Genomic DNA, 15,866 nt, shown 5'->3' with positions numbered 1-15,866 from the left:
AGTATAGCTATACAAATTTATGTTTCGCTGATAGCTTACCTGATATTAAAGATAGTAGATATTCCTAAAGAATGGGGGACTACGCTACTAGATAAACTCCGCTATCTTCAATGTTGTATGTGTCAAGAAATCAGCTATGTCCACTGGATAGAACGACTTCTCTCTGGCTAAGCATTTTTACTCAGGGCAGGATAAATGTAAGCTAAAATGTAAAGTTTTGTGACAGAATTCAACACTTGTGGATTGAAACAGGCACGCTCTTGACGGACGCAAAAAGATGCCTCATTCTTTCCTATAGCTGAATCCCGGCAACGGGATTGAAACAACTCTTCGAGCAGTATAGTTGTCGGCTGCGGGTTGCTTTCCTATAGCTGAATCCCGGCAACGGGATTGAAACTGGCGATCCTGAAGCACGATCACGTTTCGCGTTCCGGAACTTTCCTATAGCTGAATCCCGGCAACGGGATTGAAACGAGCCGAAACAGGACTAAGACCGCCGGGGGGAGAACCTTTCCTATAGCTGAATCCCGGCAACGGGATTGAAACTTCCTGGAGCCCGAGTGCAGGAGCTCCAGATCTCGTGCCTTTCCTATAGCTGAATCCCGGCAACGGGATTGAAACCGCTCGCAGCTGCCGGTGGTGCGCTCGCAGCTGCCGGCGCTTTCCTATAGCTGAATCCCGGCAACGGGATTGAAACTTGCGTGATAAATTGTGTCAGTCGTGGCACAGGCTACAACTTTCCTATAGCTGAATCCCGGCAACGGGATTGAAACGCCAAATGGCAAAACCTGCCATAAGTGGTTCGTGTCTTTCCTATAGCTGAATCCCGGCAACGGGATTGAAACGATACAGGACTGGTTTGCCTCTTGCGTTGACCCGGCTTTCCTATAGCTGAATCCCGGCAACGGGATTGAAACGCGATGGACTTAGAACTGCTCCCCACAAGGCTTTGCTTTCCTATAGCTGAATCCCGGCAACGGGATTGAAACTTGTGCCCATCGCCCTCCCCGGCATCTGGATGGGGACTTTCCTATAGCTGAATCCCGGCAACGGGATTGAAACTTCCTGCCTGACCTGCGCTTGCAGTCAACGCGGGCTTTCCTATAGCTGAATCCCGGCAACGGGATTGAAACAACCCAGATGGGACGCCCCACTGGGCCTCCTGCCCACTTTCCTATAGCTGAATCCCGGCAACGGGATTGAAACGAGCCACTCGCAGAATTCGCGCCATTGGGCAAGTTCCTTTCCTATAGCTGAATCCCGGCAACGGGATTGAAACACGCGCTTCCCAGGAATCCCAGAGCCAGCGCCGGTGCTTTCCTATAGCTGAATCCCGGCAACGGGATTGAAACTACCCAGGGCCACCTACCAAAGGTGGATCGCCGGGACTTTCCTATAGCTGAATCCCGGCAACGGGATTGAAACAAACCAAAGGGGCCGTAAATGCCCATTTCTATCCTGGCTTTCCTATAGCTGAATCCCGGCAACGGGATTGAAACTTTTAATCAGGTTAGCCAGTTCTAGATTCAAAAGGGCTTTCCTATAGCTGAATCCCGGCAACGGGATTGAAACTGCTCCAGCTTCACCCGGGTTTCCGCCGCCGCCCGGCTTTCCTATAGCTGAATCCCGGCAACGGGATTGAAACTCTTTTAAGACTCTTAAACAAACAGCGCTCATTTAGAACTTTCCTATAGCTGAATCCCGGCAACGGGATTGAAACTTATCGACCGATTGCAAGCCGCCTTACTCTGCCAGGGCTTTCCTATAGCTGAATCCCGGCAACGGGATTGAAACAATCTTTGTGCGAGCAACTTGAAAGATTTTCCTCTACTTTCCTATAGCTGAATCCCGGCAACGGGATTGAAACAGCTAAGAGATGTTAGGGCACTGGCTTTTTACTATCCTTTTCTATAGCTGAATCCCGGCAACGGGATTGAAACTCTTAGGTCGTCTAAACTGGGCAGCTTTTCTTCAGGCTTTCCTATAGCTGAATCCCGGCAACGGGATTGAAACTCTTTAACCTAGTTTTTTCAGCAACAGGAGGCTCTACGCTTTCCTATAGCTGAATCCCGGCAACGGGATTGAAACAAAAGTCCCTTCGCTATCAAGTATCTCTTCGCCAATACTTTCCTATAGCTGAATCCCGGCAACGGGATTGAAACCGTCAATGTCGGGGACGGCTACAGCTGGCTTCGACACTTTCCTATAGCTGAATCCCGGCAACGGGATTGAAACAACTACCTGCTCCGCCTCATCAAGAATAAGCGTCGCGCTTTCCTATAGCTGAATCCCGGCAACGGGATTGAAACGAGCCGTCCCCGATGATCCCCACTGCACGCCGGCGCACCCAGCTTTCCTATAGCTGAATCCCGGCAACGGGATTGAAACTTAAATAAGCAAAAGTTTTAATTAAATTTTGCACAGGCTTTCCTATAGCTGAATCCCGGCAACGGGATTGAAACACGCCAATTTCGGCCTTCCATGTTATGGACTGTATGCTTTCCTATAGCTGAATCCCGGCAACGGGATTGAAACTCAGAACTTCTATTGCGAGCGGAAGAGAGAGCCTGCTTTCCTATAGCTGAATCCCGGCAACGGGATTGAAACAGGCGCTCCAAGGGAGGCTGCGGGGATGACCGCAAGCTTTCCTATAGCTGAATCCCGGCAACGGGATTGAAACCGAGCAGCAGCTCATTGCGGCAGAAAAAGCGGTGGCGCTTTCCTATAGCTGAATCCCGGCAACGGGATTGAAACCCGGCTCGGGTGCCGACTCAACTTCCGGGCCCAGGCTTTCCTATAGCTGAATCCCGGCAACGGGATTGAAACAGCAGCAGGGTGCGCTTGCCTTCCGCCAAGTTTTCCTTTCCTATAGCTGAATCCCGGCAACGGGATTGAAACGCGCCAACAGGGTCGTCATCAAACCAGCCTTTAAGGCTTTCCTATAGCTGAATCCCGGCAACGGGATTGAAACCAGTCGCGGACGCGCGCCATCGCCTGCACAATTTCCTTTCCTATAGCTGAATCCCGGCAACGGGATTGAAACTTTGCTCTTGGTTTTCTGGCTGTCGCAGAGCCAGAGCTTTCCTATAGCTGAATCCCGGCAACGGGATTGAAACTTTGCACGTGAACTTTCACCCACGCCCAGAATCCGCCCTTTCCTATAGCTGAATCCCGGCAACGGGATTGAAACACTTTACCCGACTAGCAATCGGGGCAGCCGGCCAACTTTCCTATAGCTGAATCCCGGCAACGGGATTGAAACAACATCTACTCCGTTGAGCAAATAGCGAAGATATATCTTTCCTATAGCTGAATCCCGGCAACGGGATTGAAACGGCCACGCTTGCAGCTTGGGCCAGACTAGTTTTAGCTTTCCTATAGCTGAATCCCGGCAACGGGATTGAAACTCGTAATACCTGAAGAGGAGAAGCGAGAAAGAGCTTTCCTATAGCTGAATCCCGGCAACGGGATTGAAACGGGAGAAAAAAAGCATTTTGCTCCTATTTTGGGGGCTCTTTCCTATAGCTGAATCCCGGCAATGGGATTGAAATCAGTATATATTCGTGGCGTAAAAGACTTCACCTCCCTTTCCTATAGCTGAATCCCGGCAACGGGATTGAAACGGCAGCACTGTCAAGCAAAAAACTGGCGCAAGGAGACTTTCCTATAGCTGAATCCCGGCAACGGGATTGAAACAGCGAGCTCGCACGCCGCGTTGTAGACTGACTCGTGCTTTCCTATAGCTGAATCCCGGCAACGGGATTGAAACAGTGTCTTGCGGCTTGTCAACCGCCGGGAGTTCCTAGACTTTCCTATAGCTGAATCCCGGCAACGGGATTGAAACAGAACGCTTAAAAGGTCTAGCGCCGAGGCTGAAATGCTTTCCTATAGCTGAATCCCGGCAACGGGATTGAAACTTTCCCAATCCCTGGATGGCGTCCTATCGAAGCTTGCTTTCCTATAGCTGAATCCCGGCAACGGGATTGAAACATGATCCAGAACGATTAGGGACTTCGCTCTCTCCAGCTTTCCTATAGCTGAATCCCGGCAACGGGATTGAAACGTCGAGCGTTATAAAACGCTTCTGGGTCCGAATTATCTTTCCTATAGCTGAATCCCGGCAACGGGATTGAAACAAACGACCTATCCGACGGCTCCCCACACCTGTCTCACACCACCGGCAACCCTTCCGACTCCACCGGCAACCGACTCCACCGGCAACGTCTCTTGGCGTATTAGCGGTCAAAAAAACGCCGGATCGCTACAATAAAACCAGTTTATTGTAACTTCACTGTTCCTTTATAGGAAAACACATTACCGCCGGCTTTCACAATCCAAAATCTTTGCATCCAGGCATCCAAAATCCAACCTTCAAAAATCCACCACCGGCAGCGTAAACCAAAACGTCGCCCCCGCACCTAGCGAGCTAATCACCCCAATCTTACCCCCGTGCGCCGCAATAATTTGCCGGCACAAATACAGCCCCAAACCCAAGCCGGTGGAGCGGCGTGTCTGGGAGCCGCGTGCGTAAAGTTCAAACAGCTCCTCGCACTGCTCCTCACTCATCCCCACCCCATTATCCTGCAGGGCGCAGCGAATCATCTGGGAATCCGATTGCTCCCCCTCACCCCCCTCAACCGCCGCAGTAACAGTCAGACTCAATCCCGGCGGGTTGTGATGCAAAGCATTGGCAATCAAATTTTCAAACACCCGCCACAGCTGCCCCGAATCCGCACTCAGCACCGGCAAATCAGCCCGCACCTTATTCCTGAGAGTCGCTTGATTTTTTGCCAGCAGGGGCTGGAAATATTCCACAATCGATTCAATCAGCTCGCCCAGGCGCACCTGCTCCCGCTGGAGCGCAATCCCCCGCACCTCGCTGGCGTGAACATCCAGCAGCGAATTAATCAATTTCAGCTGGCGCTCGCTCCCCTGAACCATCCGCTCCAGAATCGAGCGAGCCACCGGAATTGCTGGCGGCTGACTCCCGCCAGCACCCGGCGCAGAACTGTTCAGCAAATTCTTCCACACCAGCAACGCACCGATCACCGGCGTGCGCAAATCGTGCGTCACCGCGTGCAAAAACAAATCCTTCATCTGGTTGAGTTCCTGCAGTTCCCGATTGCGCTGCTGCAGCTGAGCCGTGCGCTCCTCCACTTGCTTTTCCAAATTCGCATTGAGTGCCGCCAGCCGCTGGTAGAGCTGCCCTTGCTTAATCGCAATCGCCACTTGAGTTGCCAGTCGATCCAGCAATTCTATTTCAAAAGGCTGCCAGCAACGCGCCCCGCTGCACTGGTGAGCCACCAGCAAACCAAACGGCTTCTCATCCACCACAATCCTCACCGCCAAGCTCGCCTTAATCTGGTAGTCCGCATAGTGTTGCGCCAGATAAGGCAGCACCGGCACTGCAGAAGTATCCGCAACAGCCCCAACCGGATGCCGGTCAAATAGCGCCTTAACTTTCCTAAAATAAATGTCGCGCTTCAGCGCGTATCCCAGCATCGGCGGGAAGCCGGCAGCCACCGATTCCGCCACCACCAAAGCGTCAGAATTATCATCCAGATAGCCAATATAAACGCGGTCAGCTTTCAGGACTTGACGAATCTCACAAACTGTGCTATTTAGAATATTATCCAAATCGAGTGACTGGCGAATGCGCAGGGCAATTTCTGCCAGCAAGCGGTCGCGCTCTTGCGCCGCCCGCAGCTTTTCCTCCGCCCGCACTCGCTCTGTAATATCATTCGTCGCCGCCACCAAACAGCGCTCACCGGCAATCTCGACAATCTCAGCCGAAAGCAAACCCACCCGCACCTCGCCCGTCTTCGTGCGGATTTTAACTTCCATATTGTCAACCGCACCCCGCTCTTGCAGCGCCTGTGTCATGCGCTCCCGATCTTGCGGCTCGACCCAAATATTCAGATCCGTAACCGTTCGACCAATGACTTCCTCGCGCCGGTATCCTAAAATGCGCAAGCTAGTCTCATTGACATCAATGTAGCGCCCCTCCTTGAGAGTGCTGATGGTGATGCAATTCGGGCTGCAGCGAAAAGCTTTTGAGAACTTCTCCTCCGACAGCTGCAGCGCCTGCTGAGCTTCTTTGAGTTCCGTAATGTCAACGCCGACACACACAGCCGCCTCACCTTGAAGGTACTTCTGAGCGACTAGGATGTGATGTCTTTTCCCCCCCACTGCAGCACCGGCATCTTGCCGGCGCGCAAAAGCCATTTCTTGCGAGGCTTCCCGTGCCGGTGAGGCGAAAAATTCCGACAAAAATTCCTTCAGCTCACCCGCTGACTTCATAAACCCCAATTCCTTTCCCACAAAATCTGCCGGTGTGCGCCCAAAAGTCTTCGCCAAATACCGGTTCACGCCCAGATACTTCAAATCCGAACCAATCCAAGAAACGCACCCCGGCACCGCATCCAGCACCGCTTGCAGCTGGTCTTTTGCCTCCTGCAGCGCTTTTTCTGCCAGCACGCGGTGGGTGATATCCAGAACATATCCTTCATAGTGGGTAACTTCCCCCCGATCGTTGCGGACAGCCGCCGTGAAATCGCAAACCCACCGCACCTCCCCACTGGCGCGGAAAATGCGATAGTCCTGCTCAAAGGAGTCCAAAACCGCCGCATTATGCGCTTGCAGTTCAGCCGCAATTCTCGGCACATCATCCGGATGCACGATGCTGGCGTAGGGCAATCTGCCACTGGTAAAATCATCAGGATTGAACCCCCACTGAGTCACATTGGGAGACACATATTCCACCGGCCAATTTTCTTCCGATCTCCACCGGAAGATGATCGCCGGCCCTCCCGCAAACAGCCGGCGCTCTCGCTGCAGCGCTTCCTCCGCCTGTTCGCAGCGGATTCTCTCCTCTAGCAGCCGGTTATTGGCTGCGTTTAAAGCCGATTTCAGCTCCTCAACTTGGCGCTTAATATCCGCATTTTCCTGCAGCAGGTTCCGGAATGCTTCCACTATTTCTGAATCCGACCCCCCCCCTTGTTGAATTTCGTTGAAATTTTCTCCCACGTTTTTGCCCCCAGCAGTAGGTCAGCATAAATAAGCTGAAGAACCCCACCTACCAACCCCCTCCCCGCGCTTTGGGGAGGGGGAGTATGACTCTTTTAATTTTTATTTTGCCCAGCTATTTCACAAACACAATCCCCCGATAGGATGATTTTCATGAGGGAAATCGAGAGCCGGTGAAAAGTGGGGGTGGGGTGCGTCCAGAGGCACCCTACCGGGAGGGGATTCACTGGTCAGAGCGGTTTTCAGTTGGATGAAGTATCCCGCAGAAACCCGGTTTCTTTAAGAAACCGGGTTTTTCACGCTATCAGCTTCCAGCTCCCCCACAAACCCGGCAACCGCAGCGACAAATTCCGGGGCAGACTCATAAGGCAGAACATTTCGCCCCTTGATTTGAAGCCCCCGCCCCTGCGGCAGACAGTCCAAATAGTCAGCCAGTCGTTGCGCCGGCAGCTCTTGCTTGCCTTCCCGACTGATGCTGGATGCTTTTTCCCCAAAAACAACAAGCGTTGGTTGGGCGATGGCCGCCACTGCCGGTTTGTAGTCCTTTCGCCAAAACCCAGCCAGGAAAGAAAAAACAGCATGCCGGCTGGCTGGATTTGCCGCACCGGCTTCCAGAGTGTCCAGCCACTCAGCATCCACCGAATTGGCATCACCGAACAGCTGTTTGGTGGAAAACGATTGCAGGAACTGCCGGCGGCGGGCGTAGCGGTAAAAAGCGCTGCCTGCCGGTGAGTCTAGCAGATTCCAAGTCAATTTTTGCTGCCAAGCCGGCGTAGGTTTGGTCATAATTCCCCAAGCCGGCGGGCCAGACAGCACCAGCCCGCGAATCAAATTTGGCTGCAATTGCGCCAATTCAATCGCCACCGGCATCAGCGCCCCTTGCGCCACAATAACCGCCGGTTTTCCCACCACCGTCTGCAAAAAGTGCTGTAACTGCTCAGCCCAATCTGCCGGCGTGTAAGCCGCACGCGGCATATCACTTTCCCCACATCCGAGTAAATCTGGATTGTAAATCGGATTCCGGCGACCGGTTTGATACCACGCTTTGCAAAAACGGTGCCAGAACTGGCGCGACAGCCCCACACCAATCGGGTGTAGCAGCAGCAGGGGGAGGCTGCTGCCGGCATCTGAATGTGCCGGTGTGTGGAGTTGGTAGGAAGCGCGGTAATCGCGCCAAGTGTAAAACAGTGTTTGCGGGAGAGAGTCGGTTCCCCCCTCAGTGGGTTGTGCTGTAGTAGATTTTGCTTGCATAGTTGCTGGTGTTTGCGTCTGTAGTAATTGTGCCAAAAATTAGCGGATAGCGCAACGCCCCAGGGGAACCGACTCGCAGGGTGGGTTCCGCAAGAACGCACCCTACTGGGAACACCTGTAAAGTTCTAGATGGTTTGTTTAGTAAAAATAGAAAGCAAAACCGGCCCGAGAAGATCGTAATGCCCCGCGCAGCCCAATCCCGCTCGCACGCCTAGCTGTTCCCGCAACTGAGGGCTGTAAAGTCTGATTCCACCCGGGGACATCGATAATAATAACTGCGGAGAGGTTTGCCAGCGAACTGCGAAATCGGCTAAGTAAAAGCGCCCGCCCGGAGCGATCACCCGGCTGACCTCAGAAAATACCTGTTCGGGGTTCGGGTAGTGCAGGAAACTGATAGTGTTAAACACCGCATCAAACTGCCCGTCAGCGAAAGGAAGAGACTCAGCATTCCCCTGCAGGTAGATGAGACGGGGGCGAACGCTATCGGGCTTGCGCCGGCGGGCCTGACGGATCATCTCAGCAGAGAAATCTAAACCCGTTCCTTGCAGATTTGGGAACTCGGTGGCGAGGCGAGTCAGCAGGCGTCCGGTGCCGCATCCGATGTCGAGCACATTCGGCTTTTCTGGCAAATTCACACACTCAAGCAGCCGGTGGTGAATCGCTTGATAGAATACTGAGGTAAACACCCAGTCGTAGTTGGGGGCCCACCGATCGAATAATTTCTGTTTGCTGTTTATAGCATTAGGTTTCATCATAATATACCATTTCGGTGTGAAATTGGCAGAGGTTATAGGCTGCTTGGCGGTTGGAAACCGCAGCTACACAGACGAAACCCGCCTGCGCGGGTTTCAAGAAATTCTGAAGTCTGCGTTGGGCGAAGCCCTTCCCGTAGGGTAGGCGGACTTCGTTTGTCTAGCCGCGAATTCCATTCGCCAGGTAGCTCTAAATTACGCCTGGTAACGAGGGGATTGTCGCCCGCGCCCTGGGAACGAAGGGAGAGGCTGGTAATTTATTCCCTGCCGGCGTTACTTGCGCGACAGGGCCGCATTGTAAACCTTTTCATTCGCCTCAGCTGACTTAAATAAGTCTACCACAGGATTGGGGTAATCAACACCAATTCGCACCTGGAAACGCTGCTGCTCAACCGGCAATAATTTCCACGGTTCGTTAACTTTGCCAGCCGGCACCTTGGCCAGTTCGGGAAGCCAGTGTTTCACGTATTCGCCCTGGGGGTCGTAATCTTTGGATTGCTTGAGGATGTTGAAGAAGCGGAAGCCCCGCGCGTCATTGCCCACACCGGCAGTGTAGTTCCAGTTGCCCCAATTGCTGCAAACATCATAGTCAATCAGCAGAGACTCAAACCACTCAGCCCCCATTTGCCAGTTGATGCCTAAGTTCTTAGTCAGGAAACTGGCGACATTTTGCCGGCCTCGATTGGACATAAAGCCGGTGGCGGCCAGTTCCCGCATATTAGCATCAAGCAGGGGGAAGCCGGTTTTCCCCTCTTTCCAGAGCGCGAATCGCTGCCAGTCTTCTTGCCAGGGAATCGGCACCCCCTGCAGACCTGACAGGTGAAAAATGCGGTTCCCGTGCTTGGCGCAGATAAAGCGGAAGTAATCCCGCCACAGCAACTCGAATACCAGCCAGTATGTGGAATCGTTTTTAACCCGCTGTTCTTCGTATTTTTGGACTTGCTCGAAGATATAGCGCGGCGACAGGCAACCCAGTGCCAGCCACGGCGAAAATTTCGAGGAGTAATCCGCGCCGAGCATGCCATTTCGGGTGTCTTTGTAGACTCTCAGCCGGTCTTGTTTCCAGAAGTATTGCTCGACTCTTTCCAGTCCAGCCGTTTCCCCGCCTTTAAATTGTAAGGCGGCTCGCTTGTCGGGCGCGGGTGGCTGAAGTCCGAAATCTGCCAGTTGCGGGAGGGTGCCGGTGTCAATTTCGGGCAGGGGGGGGAGACGTTTGGGGGTTGGGAAAGTTGGATCGACTTCTGAAGATTGCTCAACTCGCTTGCGAAAGTTGGTGAAAACTTCCGGGATATTGCTGATGCCGAAAGGCAAATTGTCTGGATGGTAGAGCGTGTGCCCCCAGAAAGATTTGAGCGCGGCACCCAGCGGCTTCAGCGCTTTGCTGAGAGCTTTTTCTACCGCCAACTCTTCTGAGGTGACTTCCTCATGGAAATAGACAGCATCAGCGCCCAATTGTTTGGATATCTGTGGTATAATAGCTTCTGGACGGCCTTTGCGAATGACCAAATTGCTGCCCAGTTTTTGTAAGGATTGGCGCAGGTCAGCAACACTTTCCAGCAATAATTGGGCGCGAAAGTTGCCGGTTTTGGGGAAACCAAAAGAGGTTTGGCCAAATTGCCTCGGATCAAAGCAGTAAAGCGGGATGATTTGGGCTTTTGCTTTGATCGCTTCATGGAGGGGCTCGTGGTCGTGGAGCCGCAGGTCATTGCGATACCAGAGGATAATTCGCTTGGCAGTCACGGCGGATTCTTCGAGTGAATGGGTTTTTCTGGCATCCCCAGGACAGTTGGAGCTGCAGCAGTTTTTACACTTCTTACAGTTTGCCACAAACCGGAGCTGGTGTCATCGAGAAACCCGGTTTCTTTAAGAAACCGGGTTTCTGCAGCCGGTCAAGTATCGAGAGGGTCGCAGCGAATCTCGATGATAAAGCCATCGGGGTCGTAGACGTAGATTCCCCGTCCGGTGGGGCGGGTCACTGGGCCATGATCCAGGGGCACTTGATGCTGTCGCAGCACCTCAACAGCGCGGTCAAATAAGTGCGGGTCGATGTCGAATGCCAGGTGATTGGCGCGGGTAAAGGCGCGTTTGGGGTCTGGGTCTGCCGGTGCGAGATCCGGTTCGTAAAACAAATCGATAACCGTGCCATCTGGGGTGACGAAGTTGCTGACTTTGCCGGCGGCGACCAATTCTCGCAGGGTTGTGGGAACCTCGTCGCCGGTGAGTTCGTGCAGACCCAGGATATTGCCGTAAAAGTTGCGGGATGCCTGGAGATCGCGCACGTTGAAGGCGATGTGGTGCACGCGGCGCAGGCAACCCGGAGCGATGCCGGTGGTTGGGTTTTGGGTAGATAGCATGATTTTAAACCAATAACTTCTGTTAGTGCGATACTTCCTATAGCAAGGGTACTGCAGTGAGGTGCGTTACTGCGTAACGCTACAATTCAGCTGTATGGGCGAAATTAAAAAAAGCGATTGCCTTGCTATGAGAAGTCATCCAAAAGCAAAAACATCCATGTTAATCGACCTCAAAGGTTTGGCCTCGCCATGCACCATCAGCCGGACTTTTTCCGCTGTTTCGCGACTGAATGTGACTTCGCCGCACCGGCAACAAATTTTGGCGGGAATCCGCTCAACCAGAACCGGCTTGCCATCAATCTGAAAAACTTTGCTCACCAAATCTTCGCTGGCTTGGGTTGAGCCACACACTTGGCATCTGAACATACTTACCTCCGCTGATAATCATTAATCCATTGACCGCCATCAGGTTCGCAGAGCGCAATAGCTTAACTTCACGCACCGCGTGTTCGCCGAAAGCAGTGCTCTCTCCATTATACGACATCTGGGTGTGGGGGCCGGCTGCCCGTGCAGCCCACAGCACTCAGAAGTGGGGTGCGCAGTGCGGCACCCCGCACTTCAGAACGGAATCTCGTCGTCATCCGGGTCGGAAACCGGCTCTGCCGGCTGAGCTTTGGCTAGAGCTTCATTCGCCTCCTTAATCCTCTCAAACAGAGATGGCCTCGACGTTCGCTGCAGCATCAGTTTGTCAATGCCGTATTTAGCTTTAATGGCATTTATCACTTCCGGTGGGGTAGCTTCTTGAGGCCACTTCAAATCAGCCGCAGTGACAACCGGCACTCTTGGCCCCAACTGCTCAACCGGCATATCCGGAAGCCGCACCAGAAAATATTCGCGCCTCCGCTTGATGTTAGCAGCCCGACTTTCAATTTCCTGCAAAACACCCGCCAGCTGGCTGGGGTGGTGAGAAGAAATGGCAACCCGAACTTCCAAATCGTCTAGCGGAATTCCTAGAGCTTCAGCTTTATCCAGCAACTCCTGAGGGATCTGAGTGGTGAGGGGAGGATTAACAGCAGCTGACATTTCCGCCACAGCCTTTTTCACAGTTTCCATCGCTTCAGCGACGGTCAGATTGCTCGCTCTCTCTGCTGGAGTCGTTTCAACCATGCTTTGCAGGCGGCTAGCAGCCTCCCGCAACAAATCTATTGCAGCCTTGAGGCGGTCGTATTCCATCTATTAATTCCTTTTTGATAGGCTCAGGTTGGGAAGAGAGACTTCGATTCAGAAACCGGGTTTCTTTAAGAAACCCGGTTTCTCAGTTCTTAACGCAACCCGCGAGGCTTCCCCAAAATCAAACGTTTCAGCTCGGTCCCTCTGAGACTTTAACGATCAGTTTGCCCTGATTGCTCCCGTCGAAAAGCTTTCGCAGCGCCTTGGGTGCGTTTTCCAAGCCCTCCACAATGTCTTCAGCATATTTAAGTTTCCCCTCTCCGAGCCACTGCCAAAGTTGACTTTGAGCCGCCGGCCACCGGCTAAAATAATCGCTGACAATGAATCCCTGCACGCGAACTCGCTTCATCAGAATCATGCCGAAATTATACGGCCCTGGCACTGGTTCTTTTGCATTGTAAGCTGAAATCAAACCGCACAATACAATCCGCGCGGACAGATTAACATTGGCCAGCACGGCATCAAGGATAGCGCCGCCAACATTCTCGAAATACACGTCAATGCCATTCGGGCAAGTTTCAGCGAGAGCTTGCGCAACGTCGGCGGTTTTATAGTTAATCGCCGCATCCAAGCCAAGTTCTTCGACTATCCACCGGCATTTTTCATCCGAGCCGGCTATCCCCACTGCACGGCAGCCTTTAATCTTGGCAATTTGCCCAACAATGGAACCAACCGCACCGGCAGCCGCCGACACGACAACAGTTTCCCCTTGCTTGGGCTGTCCTATGTCCAGAAGCCCAAAATACGCCGTGTGACCCGTCAGTCCCAGCACTCCCAGATAGGCGCTGAGCGGTGCGGACAGGGGCTGCTGCAGTCGCGTGATGGACACGCCGGTATTCCCTTCGGCGATCGCGTAATCTTGCCAGCCAAGCAAACCCGAAACCAGATCCCCCTGTTTAAAGTTTGGATTTTTGGACTCTTCCACCACCCCTAAATTGATGCCGCGCATGACAGCCCCAACTTCAACGGGACGCATGTACTGCGGCCTATCGCTCATCCAAATGCGATTGGTAGGGTCGAGCGACAGATAGATAGTGCGTACCAGCACCTCCCCATCTTTAGGGGTTGGAACCGGCACCTCCCGGTACTCCAAATCGGTGTCCTTTATCTCCCCTACAGGACGGGAAACTAAACAAAACTGCCGGTTGATCGTTCTTGTCATGGGTTTCTCCTTCGCGCGTAATTTTCTCCGGAAGAGCGGCTTGGCTCATCCTAAGTGCCTGTCTCGAACGCAGGCCAGGGGCTGGCTCTCTCAATGCCGGCGGCAACAGCCTTCATATTCAGCTATTTTAGCACAAGCCAGACCATTGTTTGACATTGATAGAAGTCCTTTCAGTAAATTGCTACATGCTGGCCAACAGCACCGTAGCTCTCAATCCGTATCGGTGGCGCATAAGAGCCATATCTGGCTGTTGCGTTTGTCAACCCCAAACCATGTAACATCCCACGCAACGTTCCCAAACCAAGGCGACCAAGCATCATAAGAAATATACATTTTGATTTCGTCGTATCGCGGGCCAAAAAGAGCGTCACAAAATCGCACTCCAATCGCCTTCGCCTCGACTGCAGTACCCTGGTAGCTCATATAAGCTCAGCCCCGCACCAGAACCTTTGCCAACTCCCCGTCAAAGGTAAAGGCGCTAGTATCTTCTTTTAAATTGAGCGGGGAAGGGAGTGGATTTTGAATTGACAGTGAGGGCAAAGCGCTGGCGGCTGCCGGTGCGGTTAGGAAGCGGTCAAAAAAGCTAATTTTAGGCAGCTTTTTCTGAGAGCAGAACCACTGGAAAACCGGGTGTTACGACAGCTGAAACCGTGCGAACTCGGCACCGCCATTAACGTAAATTGCCCGCAACCGCTCCAACAGTTCGTCAAGGGCTGGATGTTGGAATGGCAGAGGTGTTACCTGCAATTCGCCCCACATCTGCTGCACATCCTCCTGGGAAGGACGCTTTTGTTCTAAATCTAGCGCAAGCATCAACACTCATTCCTCCTAAAGTTCTAAAGTTATTCCTCTGCAATCGCCGGCGAGCACCAGCCAGTCATAATTTTGTAGCCTAACGGTAGGGAAAGCAAAAAGTAAACCCTGTGATGGAGAGAGGCAAGCGATCCTCGCCTCTCTCCTCTTATCCGTTTGGAACAATCATCCTAAGCTTAGGGCCAGCATGACCCGCCCCGCTAGCTAGATTTCTCTGACTGTTCCTCCTGTGGCATCGTATTTTTTGATTCTTGCAATTGCTTGAGGTGAATATTATTCACCTGAACAATAAAGTTTTCGATGGCTTGCTTGGCCTTTTGGTCTTCTTCGGCGGTATCGGAGGAATCGTAGGAACGATAAAGCGGAGTCACTCCCAAGACAAATTTCTCTTGCTCAGCCTCTAACAGCTCAACAATCGTGTTGGCAGAAATCCAATTTTCCTGAAAGGGAAAAGAGGAGACCATACTGGCAACGATAGAGGCAATGGCCGGACAGATGACAGGAAGCCACTTCAGCCAATTTTGACCGACTAGCAATTTGTCTACCAGGACTAGAATTGGTGTTACCCCAGAGAAGAAGATGGTCGAGAGTTGCAAAGTGTAGTAAATATTCCGCGATTGACTGCGAGTTCTCTTGTAATCGTCAATCAATTCTTGGCAATACTGCAAAGCCTTTTCTCTCCCTAGGGTTATCGAGTTATTCGCGGATGGGTTAGTTTTGGCCAGATATAACTCTGCTTTTCGCTTAATATCCAACTCACTGTTTGCGGATTTTACCACTTCTCTGTTTAGGAGAAAGAAAAAAATAAATCCCGCTAGAGAAATAGCTATTGATGGGGGATTTCTTTGCTCGGTTGGAACAAGGATTGCAAGGATGCCTGAACAGACAAAAGCGGTCAGAAATAGATACTCTGCTACTTTCAGTAAAAGCAGCAGTGCTTGACTCGGACCGTAAATCTCTGTCGGTATTTTCTCCTCCGTAGAGGCCATTTCGGAACTGCTCATTGTTGCCTTCTCGATTCTCTAAGGGGTAAAAATGCAGCCAGTTTAGCGGACAAACCGCTCTCTCCCCACTCGCGACTGTAATTCGGCGACCGCGGGAACTTTTTGGCCATCATTCAGAATTATAAGCCAAAAGGAAAAAGCTGTCAATAGATTCTAGCTGGATTCTGGTCAGCCCCGCCAGGGCCAACACATCTAAGCTTTGAATCTCCCTATATAGGACAGTCCCCCCAACCGGGTGCGGGTACCCCTCCGCCAGTCACTTTTGCTCGGGTTCTCACCTCGTTCCCTGGCTGTAGGGGCGGGCCAATTGCGCCCGTCCAGGGATACAGCCGGA

General features: G+C 52.5%; 11 protein-coding genes, 1 pseudogene and 1 CRISPR repeat array. Of the genes and pseudogenes, 1 reads left to right on the top strand and 11 read right to left on the bottom strand.

What is annotated here, in order from left to right; all coding sequences use genetic code 11:
• A pseudogene (locus tag OSC10802_RS51540) lies at positions 1–171 on the top strand (IS4 family transposase); the annotation flags it as partial.
• A 116-nt stretch (positions 172–287) separates the two neighbouring features.
• A CRISPR array of direct repeats spans positions 288–4,136; the repeat unit is 37 nt; unit sequence CTTTCCTATAGCTGAATCCCGGCAACGGGATTGAAAC.
• A 235-nt stretch (positions 4,137–4,371) separates the two neighbouring features.
• Here the strand turns inward: OSC10802_RS51540 and OSC10802_RS0129895 are convergent.
• From OSC10802_RS0129895 to OSC10802_RS55025, 11 genes are all read right to left on the bottom strand, one after another.
• Positions 4,372–6,972, bottom strand: a complete 2,601-nt coding sequence (locus tag OSC10802_RS0129895; RefSeq protein WP_198525220.1) for a PAS domain-containing sensor histidine kinase — start codon at positions 6,970–6,972, stop codon at positions 4,372–4,374.
• A 333-nt stretch (positions 6,973–7,305) separates the two neighbouring features.
• Positions 7,306–8,277 (bottom strand): alpha/beta fold hydrolase, encoded by a 972-nt coding sequence (locus tag OSC10802_RS0129890; RefSeq protein ID WP_017720455.1) that lies wholly within the window; start codon positions 8,275–8,277, stop codon positions 7,306–7,308.
• 125 nt (positions 8,278–8,402) lie between these two features.
• Positions 8,403–9,032, bottom strand: coding sequence for a class I SAM-dependent methyltransferase (locus OSC10802_RS0129885; RefSeq protein ID WP_017720454.1), 630 nt, complete (start codon positions 9,030–9,032; stop codon positions 8,403–8,405).
• A gap of 270 nt (positions 9,033–9,302) precedes the next feature.
• Entirely contained in the window at positions 9,303–10,769 is a 1,467-nt protein-coding gene (locus OSC10802_RS0129875) for a DASH family cryptochrome (protein ID WP_017720452.1), read from the bottom strand.
• 149 nt (positions 10,770–10,918) lie between these two features.
• Positions 10,919–11,383 carry a VOC family protein gene (locus OSC10802_RS0129870; protein ID WP_017720451.1) on the bottom strand — a complete coding sequence of 155 codons (465 nt, stop codon included), beginning with the start codon at positions 11,381–11,383 and terminating at the stop codon, positions 10,919–10,921.
• Positions 11,384–11,518: 135 nt separating this feature from the next.
• Positions 11,519–11,749, bottom strand: coding sequence for a YgiT-type zinc finger protein (locus OSC10802_RS0129865; protein ID WP_026098933.1), 231 nt, complete (start codon positions 11,747–11,749; stop codon positions 11,519–11,521).
• 192 nt (positions 11,750–11,941) lie between these two features.
• Positions 11,942–12,556 (bottom strand): hypothetical protein, encoded by a 615-nt coding sequence (locus tag OSC10802_RS0129860; protein WP_017720449.1) that lies wholly within the window; start codon positions 12,554–12,556, stop codon positions 11,942–11,944.
• 127 nt (positions 12,557–12,683) lie between these two features.
• A complete protein-coding gene (locus OSC10802_RS0129855) occupies positions 12,684–13,715 on the bottom strand; it encodes an NADP-dependent oxidoreductase (RefSeq protein WP_017720448.1) in 1,032 nt (343 codons plus the stop codon).
• A 210-nt stretch (positions 13,716–13,925) separates the two neighbouring features.
• On the bottom strand, positions 13,926–14,138 hold the full coding sequence (locus tag OSC10802_RS53410; protein ID WP_017720447.1) for a hypothetical protein: 213 nt from the start codon (positions 14,136–14,138) through the stop codon (positions 13,926–13,928).
• Positions 14,139–14,348: 210 nt separating this feature from the next.
• Positions 14,349–14,531 carry a hypothetical protein gene (locus tag OSC10802_RS53405; protein WP_198525219.1) on the bottom strand — a complete coding sequence of 61 codons (183 nt, stop codon included), beginning with the start codon at positions 14,529–14,531 and terminating at the stop codon, positions 14,349–14,351.
• Between the two features lie 197 nt (positions 14,532–14,728).
• Positions 14,729–15,196 carry a DUF4231 domain-containing protein gene (locus tag OSC10802_RS55025; protein ID WP_232731785.1) on the bottom strand — a complete coding sequence of 156 codons (468 nt, stop codon included), beginning with the start codon at positions 15,194–15,196 and terminating at the stop codon, positions 14,729–14,731.
• Between the last annotated feature and the right edge of the window lie 670 nt (positions 15,197–15,866).

It is taken from the genome of Kamptonema formosum PCC 10802 (assembly GCF_000332335.1).
Taxonomy (GTDB): Bacteria; Cyanobacteriota; Cyanobacteriia; order Cyanobacteriales; family Oscillatoriaceae; genus Oscillatoria.
This window is presented reverse-complemented; position numbering and strand designations above follow the sequence as displayed.

Bases quoted from the DNA above. Each gene is read 5' to 3' on its own strand.
- OSC10802_RS0129865 (WP_026098933.1), bottom strand. From the start codon at position 11,749: ATGTTCAGATGCCAAGTGTGTGGCTCAACCCAAGCCAGCGAAGATTTG.
- OSC10802_RS0129885 (WP_017720454.1), bottom strand. From the start codon at position 9,032: ATGATGAAACCTAATGCTATAAACAGCAAACAGAAATTATTCGATCGG.
- OSC10802_RS0129890 (WP_017720455.1), bottom strand. From the start codon at position 8,277: ATGCAAGCAAAATCTACTACAGCACAACCCACTGAGGGGGGAACCGAC.
- OSC10802_RS53410 (WP_017720447.1), bottom strand. From the start codon at position 14,138: ATGAGCTACCAGGGTACTGCAGTCGAGGCGAAGGCGATTGGAGTGCGA.
- OSC10802_RS0129870 (WP_017720451.1), bottom strand. From the start codon at position 11,383: ATGCTATCTACCCAAAACCCAACCACCGGCATCGCTCCGGGTTGCCTG.
- OSC10802_RS0129855 (WP_017720448.1), bottom strand. From the start codon at position 13,715: ATGACAAGAACGATCAACCGGCAGTTTTGTTTAGTTTCCCGTCCTGTA.
- OSC10802_RS0129860 (WP_017720449.1), bottom strand. From the start codon at position 12,556: ATGGAATACGACCGCCTCAAGGCTGCAATAGATTTGTTGCGGGAGGCT.